Here is a 17553-nt window from a genome sequence, read left to right on the forward strand (position 1 = left end):
TTATCCCTTACTTCCGCCGCTGGTGAGGCCGCTGACCAGCGTCTTCTGCAACCAGATGGCAATAAACAGAGGCGGCACCGAAGCCAGAATGCCAATCGCCGCGACCAGTCCGTCGTCAGTCGCGCGTCCGGCGGTAAAACCGGCAATGGCGACCGGCAGGGTCTGTGCCGAAATGTTGCTGGTGAACAGCAGCGCGTAGAAAAACTCATCCCAGGCGAGCAACCAGCCAAACAGCGCAGCGGCACCCAGAACCGGTTTCGCCAGCGGCAGTGTGATGCGCAGCAGAACCTGCCAGAAGCGCAGGCCATCCAGCCGTGCCGCCTGTTCGATGTCACGTGGCAGCGAGTCGAACTGGTTCTTGAGCATCCAGGTCAGGAACGGCAGGATTAGCGAGCAGTAGACCATCACCAGGCCGGGACGGGTGTTGAGCAGCCCCAGTTGTTGCAGCAGAAAATAAAGCGGCAGCACAAACGCCACCGGCGGCACCATGTAGATTGCCAGTGCGCCGGAAAGCCAGGCATCGCGACCGCTGTAGCGTGAGAAGCTGAACGCCGCCGGTATCGCCAGCAGCAATGAGATCACCGTGGCCACCGTCGCCACCAGCAGGCTGTTCCCCAGCGCATGCAGGAAAATGTTGCCTGGCTGGTTCGGTGCCAGCGAAACCAGCCCCTGATAGCGACTGAAATCCCACTGACGCGGCACCCACTCCAGCGGCACGCGGGAAAGATCGCTGGCAGAACTGACGCTCATCAGAAACAGCCAGCCCATCGGGGCCAGAATGCTGATGGCCACCAGCAGCGCCGCCCCATAACGCAGCACCCGTCGCAGTTTAGTTTTCATAAGCAGAACTCCGGCGGCGCTGATGCCATAACATCAGCAGATAGAGCGTGATCAGCAGGGCGCACATCAGGGTCATGAGTATCGCATAGGCGGCACCACTGCCGGCACGCAGGTAACTGAACGACTCCTGATACACGAAAAAGCTCAGGGTTTTGGTACTGTCTACTGGCCCGCCGCGCGTCATCACGTAGATGATGTCGAAGATCTTAAAGGCATCGATAGTGCGTAACACCAGCGCGACGCCGAGTGGAGCGACAATCGCCGGGAAAGTAATTGCCCGGAACCGGCGCCAGGCAGATGCGCCATCCAGTCGTGCTGCTTCAAACAGATCTTCCGGGATTGACTGCAGCGCCGCCAGCACCAGCAGGGTGACCAGCGGATAGTTTTTCCAGATATCCGCGAACATCACCGCATTGAGCGCTGAATCCGGCGATCCCAGCCAGCTGCGATAGCCATCAATGAAGCCGATCTGACTGAGCAGGGCGTTGATGCTGCCGTAATCGGGGTTAAAGTTGAGTCGCCACATCATCGCGTTGACGATGGTCGGCAGCGCCCAGGGCAGAATCACCAGCACCCGCAGCACATTACGCCCGATGAATTTCTGATTCAGCAGCAGCGCGACCAGCACGCCGATGATTCCTTCAACGGTGACAGAAACCAGAGTGAAATAGAGTGTGCGCCAGATCGACGCCCGGAAATCGGGATCGCTAAGCGCATAAAGATAGTTTTCCAGCCCAATCCAGGCAGGGGTTTCACCGCTGCCAATGAGCGCCGCATCGGTAAAACTAAGCCAGATGGTACGCAGAAGAGGCCAGGCGGTTAACAGCAGCATCACCAGCAGCATGGGTGCCAGTAGCACCCATGCCTGACGCTGTTCGCGTTGACGCAAACTCAGCATCATGACTCCTTAACGCAACCGGGCGGCGCTTTTATCAACCGTCGCCATCGCGTCCTGCGCGGGCATTTTACCCAGCAATACCTGCTGTAACTGCTGCTGCAGCTGGTTCGACAGGCGCGAATAGTCAGCCGTCTCCGGACGTGACAGCATCACGTTTAACGATTTGTCCGCTGCGGCAATCAGGCTCTCCTGATCCTTTTTCACCGCCTCATCCTGATAAGAAGATTTCCAGATCGGCAGGCTGAGCTTCGCATACTGGTTCTGAACCGGCTGTGAGGTCATGTACTGGATGAACTGCCACGCCTCATTAGCATGCGTACTGCCTTTGGTGATACCCAGTCCCATTGAGCCGTTCACTGCACCCACTTTTCCAGGCGCATCGCCCGGCGCGGGCATGATGCCAACGTCGCCCGCCACTTTGCTCTGCTTAGGATCGTTCGCCATGTTGTACATGTAGGTCCAGTTCAGCGCGAAAGCTGCATCACCATTAGAGAATGATTTACGCACATCTTCTTCCAGATATTCACGCGAAGCCGGATTGCTCAGCCCATCATCGAGCGAACTTTTCATCATGTTCAGCGCTTTAAGTGAGGCCGGACTGGAGAAGTCGAGTTTGCCGTTCTGATAGAACTTTCCACCAAAGCCCGACACCAGCGTGGTGTAGTCACACACCAGCGCCTCAGCCTGAGACCAGCTCCAGACCAGCGGATAGGTGACAATCTTCTTATCTTTGATGATCTTCGCGTCATCCAGCACCTGCTGCCAGGTCTGCGGCGGCGAGGTGATGCCCGCTTTAGCCAGCATCGCTTTGTTGTAATAGAGGTATTTGGTATCAAGGATCCACGGCATACCCAGCGTTTTACCTTTGTAGACCACCGTGTTCATTGCGCCGGGGAAGACCTTCTCTTTCTCCTCTGGCGTAATGCGTGCGCTCACATCCTGCAGCAAATCGAAACGGGCAAATTCCGCAGGCCAGATGGCATCGAACAGCACGACATCATAGCCATTACCGCCTGCGCCGCGCGCCGCCACGATTTTGTCGTGCAGCGCTTCATAAGGAACAAACTCCAGATTGACGGTGACATCCGGATGCTGCTTCTGAAAATTTTGCGTCATCGCGCGGATATCATTTTCGCTATAGGCCGCCTGGGTCATAAACAGCGCATTGATCTGGCTGGCCGCCGCCGCGCTGCCTGCGCTTAACATCAGTAAGGCGGCAAACCCGGCTTTCAGTTTAGGGGTATAACGCTGTGACATGGTCTTCTCCACTATGCAGCAACAGGCTGATGGTTAATTAAATCAATTTGATTGATTTAATCAGGGGCAAAATTCTGGTCAGTGTGCAGACTGACCGTAGAGAACTAAGCAAACGGCGTGCCACAAGTAGTAGAAAGCAAGCAACAAAGCCGTAACAACGCTGAAACTCAGACTGCACTTTTATGGCAAAATTGCCTATTCTGATGCGCGAGAATTGCGTGCTGCATCAAAGATATTGTTTGCCGGAATGCTCCCGGGGACGAATACTGTCGGGTCCCGCTGTAATGGAAAACAACATGAAAACCTCGGGTACCAACCTTGAACATGCGCGGGCGCATAACCGGCGTGTGGTGATTGAAGCCATTCGTCTGCACGGTGAGCTGACCCGTGCCGAACTGGCCCGAATGACGGCACTGACGCCGCAGACCGTTTCGAATATCGTGGCAGAGCTGGAGCAGGCCGAACTGCTGACCAGCCGCCAGCCGCGCCGTAGCGGACGCGGTCAGCCATCCATTCCGGTCACGCTTAATCCCACCAGTGCCTGGTCGATCGGCATTCATCTTGATCATCAGACATTGCTGCTGGTGCTGGTCGATCTTAGCGGCGAAGTCCATTTCCGCCGCCTCGTTATGGTGCAAAAGCCGCAGCCTGCTGCCACTCTGGCGTGCATTGCCGGCGTGCTTGAGGAGATGCGTGCCTTCCTCGGCGCGCAGTGGCAGAAAGTCCTGGGGATTGGCGTGGTGATGCCGGGTCCTTTTGGGGTTGAGGGCATCTCTTCAGTGGGGCCAACCACACTGAACGGCTGGGAGCAGGTTGATATCGGGACGGAGCTCGGCACCCTCAGCGGCCTGCCGGTGACGCTGGAAAACGACGCCACAGTAGCCGCTATTGGCGAACGCTTCCACGGTACGGCGCGCCACCTTAACTCCTTTATCTATCTCTACATCGGCACCGGCCTTGGCGCGGGGATCTTCACTGATGGCCACATCTATACCGGCCACGCCCATAACGCAGGCGAGATTGGACACATTGTGGTGGAGCCGGGCGGTCGCGACTGCTACTGCGGTAATCAGGGCTGCCTGGAACGGTATGTCTCGTTACAGGCAGCTTATGAATTCTGCGGTCTCGATCCGATGCGGGCGTTACCTGACGATCTGCTGCAGATTGAACCCGCGCGTTTCACCGCATGGATTGAGAGCGTGATGACGCCATTGCGCCAGGCGATCAATATTCTGGAGTCGGTGTTTGATGCAGAGGCGGTGATAATTGGTGGGATGATGCCTGCGTCCTTGCTGGAGCAGATCGTAGAACGGTTGCCACCCCTTTATCAGTCAGTGCGGGGACGGTATCTCTTTGATATGCGATTAAAGACTGGCATGACCGGTAGCGATACCGCTGCGCTGGGTGCTGCAGCCTTACCGATTTTTGATGAGTTTAACCCGAAGTTTCAGGTGCTGATGAAGTAGGCAATGAAAACGGCGCTGTTGCAGGCAACAGCGCCATAAGCATTAACCCGGATAGATACCGCGATCTTTACGCGCCATCAGAATACGTTCGCAGGCCACGATATAAGCCGCCGTGCGCAGTGAGCAATCTTTCTCCTTCGACTTCTCCCAGACGTGAACCATCGCTTCCGTCATAATCTTGTCTGAGCGACGATTGATCTCATCTTCACTCCAGAAGAAGCTGGCCATGTCCTGAACCCATTCGAAGTAGCTGACGGTCACGCCGCCGGCATTACAGACCACATCCGGAACGACGATAATGCCGCGCGTTGCCAGCATGTCATCCGCATCCGGATAGGTCGGACCGTTTGCCCCTTCCAGCACGATTTTGCAGCTCAGGACTTCAGCACGCTCGCGGGTAATCTGACCTTCCAGTGCCGCCGGAATCAGAATATCCATTCCTGTGGTCCAGAACGCCTCTTTCTCAATGCTCTGCGCGCCAGGGAAGCCGGCAATCTGCTTGTTGGCAATCTGCCACTCGGTCAGGGCAGCCATGTTGATGCCATCGGCATTAAAGAGTGTCGCGGTATGATCCTGAATCACAACCACGCGGGCGCCCGCCTCTTCAAACAGGCGTGCCGCTTCGCTGCCAACGTTACCGAAACCCTGCACTGCAACGCGCGCGCCTTCAATCTCAATGCCGGCACGACGTGCCACTTCTCGTCCAGTGATAAATACACCGCGACCGGTGGCTTTTTCACGGCCCAGAGAACCACCCAGATGAATCGGTTTGCCCGTGACAACGCCGGTAATCGTTGTGCCGTGGTTCATGGAATAGGTATCCATCATCCATGCCATCACTTTGCTGTTGGTGCCGACATCTGGCGCAGGAATATCTTTTTGCGGTCCAATGATGATGCCGATCTCGCTGGTATAACGGCGGGTCAGTCGCTCAAGTTCACCATCGGACAGTTTGAAAGGATCAACGCGAATACCGCCCTTAGCGCCGCCATAGGGCAGGTTAACCGCCGCACATTTGATGGTCATCCATGCGGAGAGCGCCATGACTTCATTAAGGTCGACATCCGGATGATAACGAATACCGCCTTTACCTGGACCGCGCGAAAGGTTGTGCTGAACGCGATAGCCTTCGAAGTGGCGAATTGAGCCATCGTCCATCTGAAGAGGAATATCAACAATCAACGCACGTTTTGGATGACGCAAAGTATCTATCCAACGTGAAAGATCGCCCAGATAAGGCGCAACCCGGTCAATTTGCTGTAAGTAGGTGGACCAGGCAGATGTGCTGCTTTCAGACGCATAAGATAACTTATCCATAAAAAACCTTTCTTAATGAAGTCATTTATTGGGTGGAACAGTGGACGGTGAGCGCATTATCTTGCGCGGACATAATCTAACACTTCTGAAACAAATATGATGGGGGCACTGCCCTGTTTAAGTGCAGTGGCGCCCCGTTTTGGGGCAGAGAAAGTGAATAGATAAGGTTCAATGACCGCTTTAAGGCGAATAAAGATGCGACAGAAGTGCGTAATGACTGCATATCAAAGAAAAATCGCTATCTTTCAATTCTTTGAGGATGTTCAAAAAGTTAAATAATTGATCGTTACCTGATTGACTTTGATGCCCCGGTTCAGTGCATGAGAATAAGTAATCAAAGGATTACCTTAAGTAATGAATCGAAGAAGAATTGCACAGGCTAATCAGTGATTTAGAGCAGTAAGAACAGTGATAAGTAAAAAGTGTATAGCAGTGGGCCAGCAGACGGGTCTGGCCCGGAAGGATTACTGATGCAGAGCCTGTTCGGCTTCTTTCAGCTCCTGGCGAGCGTTGACCAGTTTATCTTCACGCTTCTGGATTTTGCTGGCGCTGCGTCCTTCCGCTTTCGCTTTTGCCAGTTCCTGTTCGCGTTCCTGCACCTTAACCTTTTTCTCAGCTACTTTTTCCTGGCGCTGCTTTAACAGACTGCCTTCGGTGCAGTTCTGATTCACTTCGCGAAGGGCGGTCTCAAGGCCGGCAACCTGATGGGTATTATTGTGCTGGCGGGCAAAAGAGAGCTGGGTCTCAATCTCCTGCTTTTTGGCGGCACAACCGGTCAGGGCAGACGCCGCATGAGCAGCAGTGAAAGTCAGTGGAAACAGGCAGAGGCTGAATGTCAGTAACGTTTTTTTCATCGTAGTCTCGTCAATGAGTCAGGGTTGAGGCGTCAGTATACGCAGTCACCTTAAGTGATTCTTAACGGGAAAAAATATTTACTGGAGCAGAAAAGCGGAGAGCAGAAGGAGCTGCCTGCTATCAGGCAGCGCTGGAGGCGTCAGAGTGTGAATAATGCAGGTTACGATCAGGGCCACTAAGCATCACAGGATGACCATCCTGACTCTGCTGTTCGAAATAATCCTGCATCTGCTGACTAATCCCGGCCCCACACCACATTACATGATGCTGATGGAGTTCAGTTTTTATGGCGGGCAAGCCGGTCGCACGTGAGTCAACCGCAACATTAAAGCCCATCGCAGTAAGACGAATCGCTTCCAGCCAGATTTCAGTTTTATCAAGCACGCTCACCGCTTCCAGGAACAGAGGAATCGCAGATTCATTACGCGATGAAACGCGCATAACTTTGTCAGCCTGCTGCTTAACGGATTGCTCAAAACGATCAAGGCGTCGTGACGCTCCCCGACGGTGATCAGCATTAAGCCAGACACTCAGCGGCCGCAGCAGATTAATGATGAAATCATCACCGCTGTAGTTACTGGACATGTTATGCATCTGACGTGAAAGCGACAGCGGTGTGCCAAATTCCAGTTGCCAGAGCATGTCGCCTTTGCGCGCCGCCCAGCCATGCGTGATCACCGTTGAGGCGGCCAGCTGCCCCTGTCTGATTTCTTCGAGCGTGGCACCTGTGGCAGTTAAGCCAACCAGGGTATAGATTTCGCTGAGGTGTTCATCACTCCAGCAATCCGGATTTTGCTGTGGCGTCAGCAAACCCTGCTTCATCCAGCGTTTAAGGTTCGCGGGATGGGCGCCCGTTATGGCGCAAACAGTATCGGTAGTAAAAGAATGCATATCGTGCCCTCTTTTGAGGGAAAGGCCGCCGACAGTAGCCGGGGATGAGCAACCACTATGAACCTTCTTACAGCCGATTAACAGGGAAAAGCAGTCTGAAATCAACGAACAGGCCCTGTTACGCTACGCTTATTCACCTTTATTCGCTGGTTAAATTCATGATGATCAGAGGGTTAAAAGCGCCTCTGCAAGTCAAAAAAGACTGTGTATTTATTCAGTAAATATTCTTTACACAAACTGAACCGGTTATGAGCCTGATCTATCGTTTTTAAGAGCATGCCGACTCTTTTCCCTCTTACATCCGCCGATCAAATTGCTAAAATAGCGGGTTCTGATGATCAGGAGAAAGAGTGCCCAATGCGTTATCGTTATACTCTCGCCGTTGTGACGGTTGCTGCTGTGCTGACCGGCTGCGCGAAGAAAAATGCCGCCGCCGATGCACAAAATGAATTTGCTGCTGGTCCGACACAAATTGATGTCTCACACATTTTGACCCGCGCAGATGATGGCTCCAGTGTCTTCCTGACTGTAGATGGTAAAGACGCAGGCAGACTGCCTAACGGCGAAAGCATGCTGCTGCATGTTCCGGCCGGAAAGCATCAGATTGGTGGCTATGTGCCAACGCTGTTTGGTATGGGACGGGTTACCATTGCGCCGGTAGAAGTGACCACGTCACCGGAAGATGTCAAAAAAGTGGCTTATACAGTCACGCGCAACAAAGCTACCTTTGTTGAGAACAAGGGCGAGCAGGGCTGAGCAGATAACGGCGGAGAGCAGCGCTCTCCGCTGAATGCGCCTCCGCTATAAGCCGAGTTCGCTTAGTGAAGGGTGGTCGTCAGGGCGCCGTCCCTGTGGCCAGTGAAACAGCCGCTGTTCTTCACTGATTTTCAGATCATTAATGCTGGCAAAGCGCTGCATCATTAATCCCTGCTGATCAAACGCCCAGTTCTCGTTGCCGTAAGAGCGATACCACTGGTGCTCCTCGTCATGCCATTCATAGGCAAACCGCACCGCAATCCGGTTCTGGTCAAAACTCCATAACTCTTTGATCAGCCGATACTGCTGCTCCCGCTGCCATTTCTGCTGCAGGAAGGCGACAATGGCTGTCCGACCGGTCAGGAAAGTATCGCGATTACGCCACTGGCTTTCCGCTGAATAGGCCAGCGCAACGCGCTCAGGATCCCGGCTATTCCAGCCATCCTCAGCCAGCCGGACTTTTTCAATCGCCTGTTCGGGCCGGGTAAAGGGGGGTAAGGGCGGACGTGAATTTTCCAACTTTCTCTCCTTAACAACACAGGAAGATGCGTGAGCCGCATCCAGAATAATCAGAGTTCCAGTGCGTGGATCTGGCAGACGGCACGCGCCGCTTCCTGACCTTTCTTCACGAAGTGCTGCGTATAGAAGTCGATAAACTCTGCTGATGGCTGGAAATTATGAGGCGTCAGGGACACCGAGAAAATGGGTACGTTGGTCGCCAGTTGTGCCTTCATCAGACCACTGACCACCGCCTGTGCGACGAAATCATGGCGATAAATGCCACCATCGACGACCAGTGCCGCACAGACAATCGCATCATAGTTGCCGGTCTGCGCCAGACGTTGCGCCAGCAGCGGCATTTCAAAAGCGCCCGGCACGTCCCATGTTTTCATCTCATATACCGCACCACGGCTTTCCAGTTCCTGTTCGAAACCGGTAAGAACCTGATAAACGATCTCGCTGTGCCAGTTTGCTTTAATAAAGGCGACTTTCAACGGCTGCATGACTTACTCCTGTAAAAGGTGACACCCAGTGGTAACGGGCCAGATTGCGCCCCTGCACCCCGAATCAAAAAATAGTGTGCCTGACAGGTCAGTAACCTGCTGACAACCTTCACTATACTGTAATGTAAAGAGTCTGTGTCCATCATTGTGATTATATGTAAATAACAGATGCCCTGATTACCTCTGTATGCTGCAGCAAAGGCAAGCAACGCGTGCTTTTCGGCGTTCAACACTCACTCCCCAGCGCCCCTCACTGACCTGTTTGCGTAATCGCTTCCAGTTACGTCACTGCTTAAATAAAATACTGGATATTTGAACAGGTATTTGTATAATAAATGGACTGCCCGCCGGGTATTGGTAGCGTAAGTGAGGGGTGAACCCATGATGATTTCGACTGAAAGCCTCAGGTCTCTGGAACAATCGGTCACAATGAGCAGCCGCGAGCTGGCTCAGATGACGGGTATTACGCACGGAGAAGTGAAGCGGTTAATCAAAAGTCTGGAGACGGCTCAGCGTCTTTCCCAGCCACTCATCGTGAATGACTATGAGCGTGAAGGGGAAGTGCGTCAGGAGTACAGTCTGAACAAGCGTGACTCGCTGCTGGCTGTGGCGCGCCTGTCGCCGGGTTTCACTGCTGAAGTGCTGGATCGCTGGCAGGATCGCGAGAAAACTACCCATCTTCCTGACTTTACCAACCCGGCTGAAGCGGCTCGCGCGTGGGCAGAGCAATTTGAGCAGCGTCAGGCGGCAGAGCAGCAGCTGGCTCTCTCAGCTCCCAAGGCAGCGTTCTTTGATAACTTCGTCGAGGTCGATGACTGTCTTGGCTTTCGCCAGCTCTGCAAAATGCTGAAAGTGAAAGAGCCGGAATTCCGCCAGTTCCTGCTGGAGCGCAATATTATGTATCGCTCCAAAGGCACCCTGACGCCGCAGCACTATCATCTGCAGGCGGGCTACTTTACGCTGCATACCGGCACGGGCGAAAACCAGCACGCGTTCTCTCAGGCGCGCTTCACTTCTAAAGGGGTGAAATGGGTCGCCAGCCTGTGGGCAGGGCATCTCTCAGCTCAGCCTAAGGGCGCAGCCGCGTAATTGCGTCTCTGCAATTCCGGGGAATGCTGACGGGTGAGCGCAGGCTGAAAACGCAAATGTAAAAAAGGCCGCAACAGAGTGCGGCCTTTTTGATCATTCAGGATCGATTAACGGGCGAATTACCAGCCTTTAATCGCATCCCCTTTATAGACTTCTTCCGCTTTAGCCGCGACTTCCGGTGACTGCAGCGCAGCCTTCAGTTTCTGAATTTTATCGCTATCTTTATTGTCTTCACGTGATACCAGCGCATTCACGTAAGGCGACGAGGCACTTTCCATAAATAACCCATCACGGTGTGCTGACAATCCAGCCTGAGCCGAGAAGTTAGTATTAATGATCGACAGGCTGACGTTTGGATCATCCAGCGTGCGGGTCAGTTGGGGAGTGTCGACTTCAACCAGCTTCAGGTTTTTTGGATTTTCGATGATATCCAGCGAAGTGGGTAAATAACCCACACCGTCTTTCAGTTTAATAAGTCCCTGCGCCTGCAGCAGCAACAGGCTGCGACCCAGCGTGGTGGCTTCGTTAGAGATGGTGATAGTGGCACCATTCTGCAGCTCACTGATGTTTTTGATTTTGTGCGAATAAGCCGCAATCGGGAAGACAAAGGTTTTACCCACTACCGCGAACTTATAGCCTCGCTCTTTAGACTGTGACTCAAGATACGGCAGACTCTGGAAGGCGTTGGCATCGACTTCTTTGTTATTCAGCGCTTCATTAGGCAGCACATAGTCATTGAAGTTAAGCACTTCAACATCGAGCTTGTATTTATCTTTAGCAACCTGCTGAACCACCTGCCAGATCGCTTCATCGGGCCCGGTATTAATCGCGACTTTAACTTTGTTATCGTCGTCTTTTGAACAGGCAGATAATAATAAAACAGAACTGGCGAGTAATGCCGTAAACAGACCTTTCATTATCAGAAATCCCTCAGATGGTTGATGGCTTAAAAGATAATACAGAACGCACAGGTTGCGTACTGACTGGGGAATATATCTTATAACCACAACACTGTTTTCGAACATTAATTAACCAGACTCTTAATGTTTCTCTGTACGTATTACGGGATTTAAAGGCCTTATCTTTCCGGTCAATAATCGCAACAGGCACCCATGTGATTTTCTTCTACGCTTATTAACGAGTCACTACTGGATTTCCATTGAATATTTACAGGGATTAATCATGTCTAAGCAAGATAGCGGGATCACCGCAGTTGAAGTTATGCGCAGCAGTCAGGCCTGGAATGGTGAAGTTATTGAATCCTATCCTGCTGGCGAACCTGAAATCACGGTTATGCGGCTGTCACTGCCTGCTCACACTTCATTGCCCTGGCACACCCATCCGATGCCGAATGCTGCGTTTATTCTTTCCGGCACCCTGATCGTTGAGGATAAAGAGAGCGGCGAGCAGCGTACATTCCATGCGGGTGAAGCTCTCAATGAAACGGTCAACAGCGCGCATCGCGGCTATACCCTGGATGAGCCTGCCGAACTGGTGATCACCTATGCCGGAGTAAAAGGGCAGGAACTGACCGAGCCCTTGCCGGGCGAGCCGGAAGAGTTTTAAATCATGACGCCTCACGGCAGTGTCTCCCGCTGCCGTAAGGCAGCACTGTAGTAAACCCCGCTTCCTCAAGAACCGCTTTTGCCTGTTCCGAACGCAGAAACGCCGCCAGACGTCCCGCCTCTGGCGTGATAACCGCACAGGCATAGCGGGCGACGGGGTTAACAGCCTCTGGGATATCAATCACCGTCAGCCCGGTAATCTGACTCAGGGCATCCCGATAACTGGCATAACCGATAAACAGATCTGCCTGATACGTGTTAATAACCCATTCCGCCGCGAGCCTGCCTGCGGGAATAGCTGCGGAATCCCGTCCGCCCACCAGCGGGATTGCGCGCTGTCGCACTGCTTTACCCGCCTTGCCCATCCGGGTGAAAAGTACCTGCGCGTAATCTCCCGACGGATCGGCGGCTGGCGTGGAGGTTGCGATCCGCAGTGAGTCACGGGTGAGCAACTGATACCAGTCATCTCCCGCCTGAAGCCGATCGCTGCGCACCGTGATGCAGAGCTTATTGGTCGCAAAAGAGATGATCGCCAGTGCCCGCCCGGCAGCCAGCAGTCTCTGCGGATGTGCCTCACTGGCGGAAGCAAAGAGATCGCAGGGCTCACCGGCTTCAATCTCTTCGCGCAGCAGACCGGCGGGGCCAAATCGGGTATCGACTGATTCCTGGAAGTGCGACATCAACGTGGGCCAGACTGTTTTCAGGCTACCCGCCGCCAGTACGCGCATTATTCGGGCCCCTGATATGTGGTGCGATAGAAGCGCTGATACCAGCGGTTAGCCAGCTGGTTCATGTCCACATCCTGAAACTTCTGCGGATAGAGTTTTTTCGCCATCCACACTTCGCCAATCCCCATCGCTTCCGGCATCGGATAACCCCAGGCTTTGGCGTAGTCCGGCATCAGCCAGACGCGATGATTTTTAACCGCGTCAATTGCCTGCCATTGCGGTGAGCTATTGATTTCATTCACAACAGCGGGATAGCGATTCTGAACAAAAATCACCTGCGGATCCCAGGCGATCACCTGCTCCATCGACACGGTTTTAAATCCTTGCACGGTCGCCGCAGCGACGTTGACCGCGCCCGCATGCAGCATCATCAGGCCGGTATATTTCCCTGAGCCATACGTGGTCAGTTCCGGATTGGCCATATAGGCGCGAATACGTTTCTCCGACGGGATATCCTTCAGGCGGTCGCTGACAATTTTGCGCCCCTGATCGGTCGCCTCAATCAGCGCTTTCGCTTCTGCGGGTTTATTCACGATCTCGCCAATCAGCGTAATCCCTTCGCGCAGCCCTTTGTCGTAAGCCATCTCCTCGTCATCAAGCGTCGGATTCATTTTAGCTTTTTCACCCGGCTGGTCATGACGCAGCGAAATAGCCACGACAGGGATCCCTAGCGCGGTAATGCTGTCGATCATCTCATGCGGCGCATAGTTGGTAACAAACACGACCTGCGGATGCAGCGCCACCAGTTTTTCAGGATCGACATGCGTCAGATCGCCCAGCGTGGCTTTCTGCCTGAGTTCGGGAGCCAGACGGGCATAGCTGTCGCCGAGCTGCTGCTTCCAGTTCGCCATCAACCCCACGATTTTATCGGTGGCGTTCATCTGCACCAGCAGGTTGAGGGTCTGATGCTGGAGCACCACAATGCGATCGACGTGGTCTGGAATCGTGACCTGGCGGCCAATCTGATCGGTAATCTGGCGTGATGCCTGGGAAGAGAGCGGAAGGAGTATCAGTAAACCGAGTGTGCATACCTGGCAGAAGCGCTTCATTAACTATCCTCAAAAATCGTTATGCATGCGATTATATAGCGATGGGTTGTGCACGTCACGATTTGGGTCATCATTTTGGGAAAGCAGTATGAGGATAAATCAAATTGTTATAGATAAGACTCACGGTAATTCGACATTTTCCATTGCACGGTCAATAAAATCCTGAGCGAATCATAATGATTTGCCGTTTTCCCTGTCTGTCATCAACTTTTGCATAATTGAAAATGCGTTAATCTGCGACCTCTAAGATTTCAGACCTGACAGGAAGTCAACTGTATGATAATCAGCCCGCCTTTTATCCGTCCCCGGAACACCAGAGAAAATGACCGGTCATGGGTCAGCAGAATGATGCCCGTGGATATAAATCGGGATTTCCCGCTCAACCGGCACGCATCATGGCACGGGGGCGTGCACGTTCTCCACACCGACCGTACTGAGGAAGGCTACGACCGCGTTGAGTTTGTCCGCGCGATTGCGGATGGGGAAGTTGTTTCTTTTCGGTCTCCTTCTTCCACAAACAAACGTGATACTTTTCCGCTGAATTACAATGGCAGAACTGATGACGGCTATGTCCTGCTAAAGCATGAAACCGATATAGGAGAAAACTGCAGCGTCGTGTACTACTCCGTGTACATGCATCTCCGGGAGCGGCTGGACGCCGCCATCAGGGACGGAGCCAGAGTCTGGCGCAAGGACCGCATCGGGCAGAGTGGTATGGTTAGCGAAACCAATGCCTTTCATTTTCAGGTATTCTGTGACAACGAGAACATGCTGAAGCTGGCTGGACGCACCACCCCAGAACTGGATATTACCCGTGACGGCAGAACCGATACCCTTTACGGCGATATCCATTTTTATCTGCCTCCCGGTACGCGCTTTTACGAATCTGTGCCTGACGCGGCCTCGCCAGATACGGGGCGCCTGGATGCTGTTCATACCAGTGCCGAATCACTGTTCGTCAGCATGACCTTCGAAAAAGGCGACTGCTCGATGATTACCCGCAGGCAGAACACCATCACCGAGGCACGTTTCGACATGGTGGGAGAGCCTCTGGTGAATGCTGATGCTGACCAGCTTGATAATGGCCAGGATACTGTGCTGAAGTATGAGTACAACCTGTACAATACGGCTAAACGTCTGTACCCCCAGAACCCATCAGCTGGATTTGAATTGCTTCGTTTCGGGCGGGTAATTAACACCGAATATGAAATCCTGACGCCTGCCGATGCCCCGCTGTGGCGTACCGTCAGATTCCCCGGCGGAACGGGTATGGTCAATCTGGCCTCCCCTGGCATCAAAAAATTCAGCGATGCTGACTTTCCACACTGGATGGGGTGGCGGATGGTGGACGATGACACCGACAATAACAGCCAGTGTAATTCTCCCCTTATCGCCGGATTGCAGGATAGTGGGCATTTCAGCGATCTGAGCGGCTGTCTGGTCTGTCATTTTCCGCTGGAATGGAATGCCACCACCTTTGACCAGCGCTATGCCTGGCTTAAAGCAGGCTCTGACGATGCGCCTGCCATGTCAGAAGAAGACTTTGACCGGCTGAAAAGTCATGCTTCGGCGCTGTGTTTTGACACGGGCGAACTCGGTACAAGCAGGATGTGGCATTTTCATCCGACGGCTTTTATTGCCCATTTCCGCAAGTGCTGTTGGATAAGTAAGCAGGAGCTAAAACAACTTATCCCCCTTAACGTGATAAGAATGGCTCGTCGTAATAGTTATCTCTGGGAACCAATAGCCTATAGAGATGCGACTGGAAGTATGGCTGATAGTATTCGTATTCACCTGAACAAGGGAATGCAAAAATATCTGATCAATACACCTCTTCGTATTGCCTGCTTTCTTGGGAATGCTATACAGGAAACTCAGTGGTTATCCCAAAGAGAAGAGGTTGGAAGCCGACAAATTTGGTATTATCCATGGCATGGCCGAGGGTTATTGCAACTAACTAGCCCAGGTAACTACTTTGACTACTTTAGTTTTCGTGGTCTCATATATATTAATGATATAAAAAATAGATTATCTGCAGAATACAATCGTCTATACAAATAGAAATGCCAGACAAACAGATAATCATCTATCAGATACAGAAAATGATATTCCGCATAATATTATTACATGGAGAAATAACGTCAGCAGTGACGATCATGATGTCGTTGGCAGTGCTGGTTTTTATTGGGTTTCGGCTTATATGGCTTATCATTCAGATGCAGAGCATGAGCTTGAAAGATGTAGCGTAAATACAAACTCCAGAATAAAAATATACTACCGTAGTTCTGCCTTCTGGAAGGCCAGTGCTTCAGTTAATCTACCTGGAAGAATAAACACTCTATACTCAACAGCCCTCAATGGATTCAATGATCGCTGCTGCGTATATGGCAGTGCTATTACAGTACTCACTGAGCAAAAATTCCCAGATAACAATGGCATTAAAATAGTCGAAAAACCTGAGTCAAACCAGTTAAGGAGAGGGTGATGAAAAGAGTCCTATTATTTCCAATTTTAACTTTCTTTATCGTATCACCACTTTTCGCTGCTCAACAACGCAGTCAACATGATGTAGAGTCTGACAATTCTGCATTGACATTACTTCATAATACCATGGCAGAGATGCTTCAAAAAGAGCCAAGGCAAGGGCTGGAAAAAATAGCAGATAAATTTCCATTATCCAACTACACTGACTTTAAAATCAACACTGAAGCATCAATAAAAACAATTAAAAAGCCTTCCACTGAAATTAGTAAAGATGAGTGGCAGGCTTTTATCAAGACAACTTTCAATGCTGACTCGGAAAGTGGAGAGGTTAATTGTAAGCTTGTTGATCTTGATGATGATGGAGAGCGAGATCTAATTATTAGTAGCTACTCAGGAGGGACCGGATTATTTAGTTACACGGGGGTTCTGAAACGGGTTGGTGATAAATTTGTCGATATAAATAATTATACAGAAAATGACACTCAGGTTATAACAGGTGCTCTATATTCAGAAAATGGGCGAGGAGCCAATCAGTGGGGGCAGTGGGTTCGCATTAATAATCAAGTCTATGCACTTTGGTTTAATGGTGAATATGATGAAGATACCTTTTATTTATTGCGGCCATTTAATAAAGACAATAAAATTCCAAGTATAACCATTTATTATCAGTACGAATACGATAATACCGCGATTGAACCGCAAGACGAAGGAAAACAGTTAAACCTGGCATTAAACGATCACGATAAAAAACAGTTAATTAAGTCACTCAATACTAAGAAGTATTATTTCAATAAGCAAAAAGAAGAACAGGAACAAGAGACTATTTGCCCAATCCCAGCAGGTACATCATCTGAAGATGCAGCGCATTATTGGACTGAAATTGCTGGAAATTATGTGACTCAACCCGTCGCAGTTATCCCTGTTTGGTTGAACGGGACGTGTTTCATCGGTTCTGTTGAAAGCTATTTTGGTCGCGGTGAGCTAATGACAATTAGTTCACCGAAAGATTTGAATATACTTGGCACTTACTCGATTACGGGGGTACGCCATATAAAATCAATAAAAAGTGGATGGAAATCCAGAGAGGAAAACATTCCCTTATAATCGGAACTTTTGAAGATTCAGAGGAACCGGCTGAGCATTACATCCTCTTTCAGCGACAGTAGTAAGACACTGCGGCGTTGATGGAGGACCGTTTGCTAAATTTAAATTCAATATAAACAATGAATTATCGTCTTAACGTACGTTTGCGTTCCATTGGCCCTCAACCCCTATGATAATCAGCCCGCCGTTTGTCCGTCCCCGGAACACCAGAGAAAATGACCCGTCATGGGTCAGCAGAATGTTGCCCGTG

The 17553-nt window shown here is 51.6% G+C and carries 16 protein-coding genes and 1 pseudogene; 6 read left to right on the top strand and 11 right to left on the bottom strand.

Going from position 1 to position 17553, the window contains the following annotated elements:
- Genes HZZ01_RS14585 through HZZ01_RS14595 form a run of 3 tightly spaced genes read right to left on the bottom strand, consistent with a single transcriptional unit; the run spans position 1 to position 2995 of the window.
- Positions 1-840, bottom strand: coding sequence for a carbohydrate ABC transporter permease (locus HZZ01_RS14585; RefSeq protein ID WP_179898315.1), 840 nt, complete (start codon positions 838-840; stop codon positions 1-3).
- On the bottom strand, positions 830-1738 hold the full coding sequence (locus tag HZZ01_RS14590; RefSeq protein ID WP_179898391.1) for a carbohydrate ABC transporter permease: 909 nt from the start codon (positions 1736-1738) through the stop codon (positions 830-832). The genes HZZ01_RS14585 and HZZ01_RS14590 overlap by 11 nt, the downstream gene beginning before the upstream one ends.
- Before the next feature lie 9 nt (positions 1739-1747).
- A complete protein-coding gene (locus HZZ01_RS14595) occupies positions 1748-2995 on the bottom strand; it encodes an extracellular solute-binding protein (protein ID WP_179898316.1) in 1248 nt (415 codons plus the stop codon).
- A 296-nt stretch (positions 2996-3291) separates the two neighbouring features.
- Here HZZ01_RS14595 and HZZ01_RS14600 point away from each other — a divergent pair, with 296 nt between their 5' ends.
- On the top strand, positions 3292-4461 hold the full coding sequence (locus tag HZZ01_RS14600; RefSeq protein WP_179898317.1) for an ROK family transcriptional regulator: 1170 nt from the start codon (positions 3292-3294) through the stop codon (positions 4459-4461).
- Positions 4462-4503: 42 nt separating this feature from the next.
- Here HZZ01_RS14600 and HZZ01_RS14605 read toward each other — a convergent pair whose 3' ends face one another.
- The 3 genes from HZZ01_RS14605 to HZZ01_RS14615 form a co-directional block, all read right to left on the bottom strand.
- The gene (locus tag HZZ01_RS14605; RefSeq protein WP_179898318.1) at positions 4504-5778 is read right to left on the bottom strand and encodes a Glu/Leu/Phe/Val dehydrogenase; all 1275 of its coding nucleotides are present in this window, start codon (positions 5776-5778) and stop codon (positions 4504-4506) included.
- A 464-nt stretch (positions 5779-6242) separates the two neighbouring features.
- Entirely contained in the window at positions 6243-6632 is a 390-nt protein-coding gene (locus tag HZZ01_RS14610; RefSeq protein ID WP_179898319.1) for a DUF1090 domain-containing protein, read from the bottom strand.
- Positions 6633-6753: 121 nt separating this feature from the next.
- Positions 6754-7524: a MerR family transcriptional regulator gene (locus HZZ01_RS14615; RefSeq protein ID WP_179898320.1), complete on the bottom strand. Its 771-nt coding sequence runs from the start codon at positions 7522-7524 to the stop codon at positions 6754-6756.
- Positions 7525-7881: 357 nt separating this feature from the next.
- On the opposite strand from HZZ01_RS14615, the gene HZZ01_RS14620 reads away from it, so the two are divergent.
- Positions 7882-8280: a hypothetical protein gene (locus tag HZZ01_RS14620; RefSeq protein WP_179898321.1), complete on the top strand. Its 399-nt coding sequence runs from the start codon at positions 7882-7884 to the stop codon at positions 8278-8280.
- Between the two features lie 45 nt (positions 8281-8325).
- On the opposite strand, the gene HZZ01_RS14625 is transcribed toward HZZ01_RS14620, so the two are convergent.
- Positions 8326-8799, bottom strand: coding sequence for a nuclear transport factor 2 family protein (locus tag HZZ01_RS14625; RefSeq protein ID WP_179898322.1), 474 nt, complete (start codon positions 8797-8799; stop codon positions 8326-8328).
- 50 nt (positions 8800-8849) lie between these two features.
- Entirely contained in the window at positions 8850-9284 is a 435-nt protein-coding gene (locus HZZ01_RS14630; protein ID WP_179898323.1) for a 6,7-dimethyl-8-ribityllumazine synthase, read from the bottom strand.
- A gap of 381 nt (positions 9285-9665) precedes the next feature.
- Between HZZ01_RS14630 and HZZ01_RS14635 the strand changes: the two genes are divergently transcribed.
- Positions 9666-10373 (top strand): phage antirepressor KilAC domain-containing protein, encoded by a 708-nt coding sequence (locus HZZ01_RS14635; RefSeq protein WP_179898324.1) that lies wholly within the window; start codon positions 9666-9668, stop codon positions 10371-10373.
- 119 nt (positions 10374-10492) lie between these two features.
- On the opposite strand, the gene HZZ01_RS14640 is transcribed toward HZZ01_RS14635, so the two are convergent.
- Positions 10493-11290 carry a MetQ/NlpA family ABC transporter substrate-binding protein gene (locus HZZ01_RS14640; protein ID WP_162303273.1) on the bottom strand — a complete coding sequence of 266 codons (798 nt, stop codon included), beginning with the start codon at positions 11288-11290 and terminating at the stop codon, positions 10493-10495.
- A 265-nt stretch (positions 11291-11555) separates the two neighbouring features.
- Here HZZ01_RS14640 and HZZ01_RS14645 point away from each other — a divergent pair, with 265 nt between their 5' ends.
- A complete protein-coding gene (locus HZZ01_RS14645) occupies positions 11556-11939 on the top strand; it encodes a cupin domain-containing protein (protein WP_179898325.1) in 384 nt (127 codons plus the stop codon).
- Between the two features lies 1 nt (position 11940).
- Here HZZ01_RS14645 and HZZ01_RS14650 read toward each other — a convergent pair whose 3' ends face one another.
- Positions 11941-12666: a molybdate ABC transporter substrate-binding protein gene (locus tag HZZ01_RS14650; RefSeq protein WP_179898326.1), complete on the bottom strand. Its 726-nt coding sequence runs from the start codon at positions 12664-12666 to the stop codon at positions 11941-11943.
- On the bottom strand, positions 12666-13715 hold the full coding sequence (locus HZZ01_RS14655) for an ABC transporter substrate-binding protein (RefSeq protein WP_179898327.1): 1050 nt from the start codon (positions 13713-13715) through the stop codon (positions 12666-12668). Before HZZ01_RS14655 ends, HZZ01_RS14650 begins: the two co-directional genes overlap by 1 nt.
- A gap of 276 nt (positions 13716-13991) precedes the next feature.
- Here HZZ01_RS14655 and HZZ01_RS14660 point away from each other — a divergent pair.
- Both HZZ01_RS14660 and HZZ01_RS14665 read left to right on the top strand, forming a co-directional pair.
- Positions 13992-16200: pseudogene (locus tag HZZ01_RS14660) on the top strand (M23 family metallopeptidase).
- Entirely contained in the window at positions 16200-17303 is a 1104-nt protein-coding gene (locus HZZ01_RS14665; RefSeq protein ID WP_179898328.1) for a hypothetical protein, read from the top strand. The pseudogene HZZ01_RS14660 and the gene HZZ01_RS14665 overlap by 1 nt, the downstream one beginning before the upstream one ends.
- The last annotated feature ends 250 nt before the right edge of the window (positions 17304-17553 follow it).

This window comes from Pantoea sp. WMus005 (assembly GCF_013415305.1).
Taxonomy (GTDB): Bacteria; Pseudomonadota; Gammaproteobacteria; order Enterobacterales; family Enterobacteriaceae; genus Pantoea; species Pantoea rara.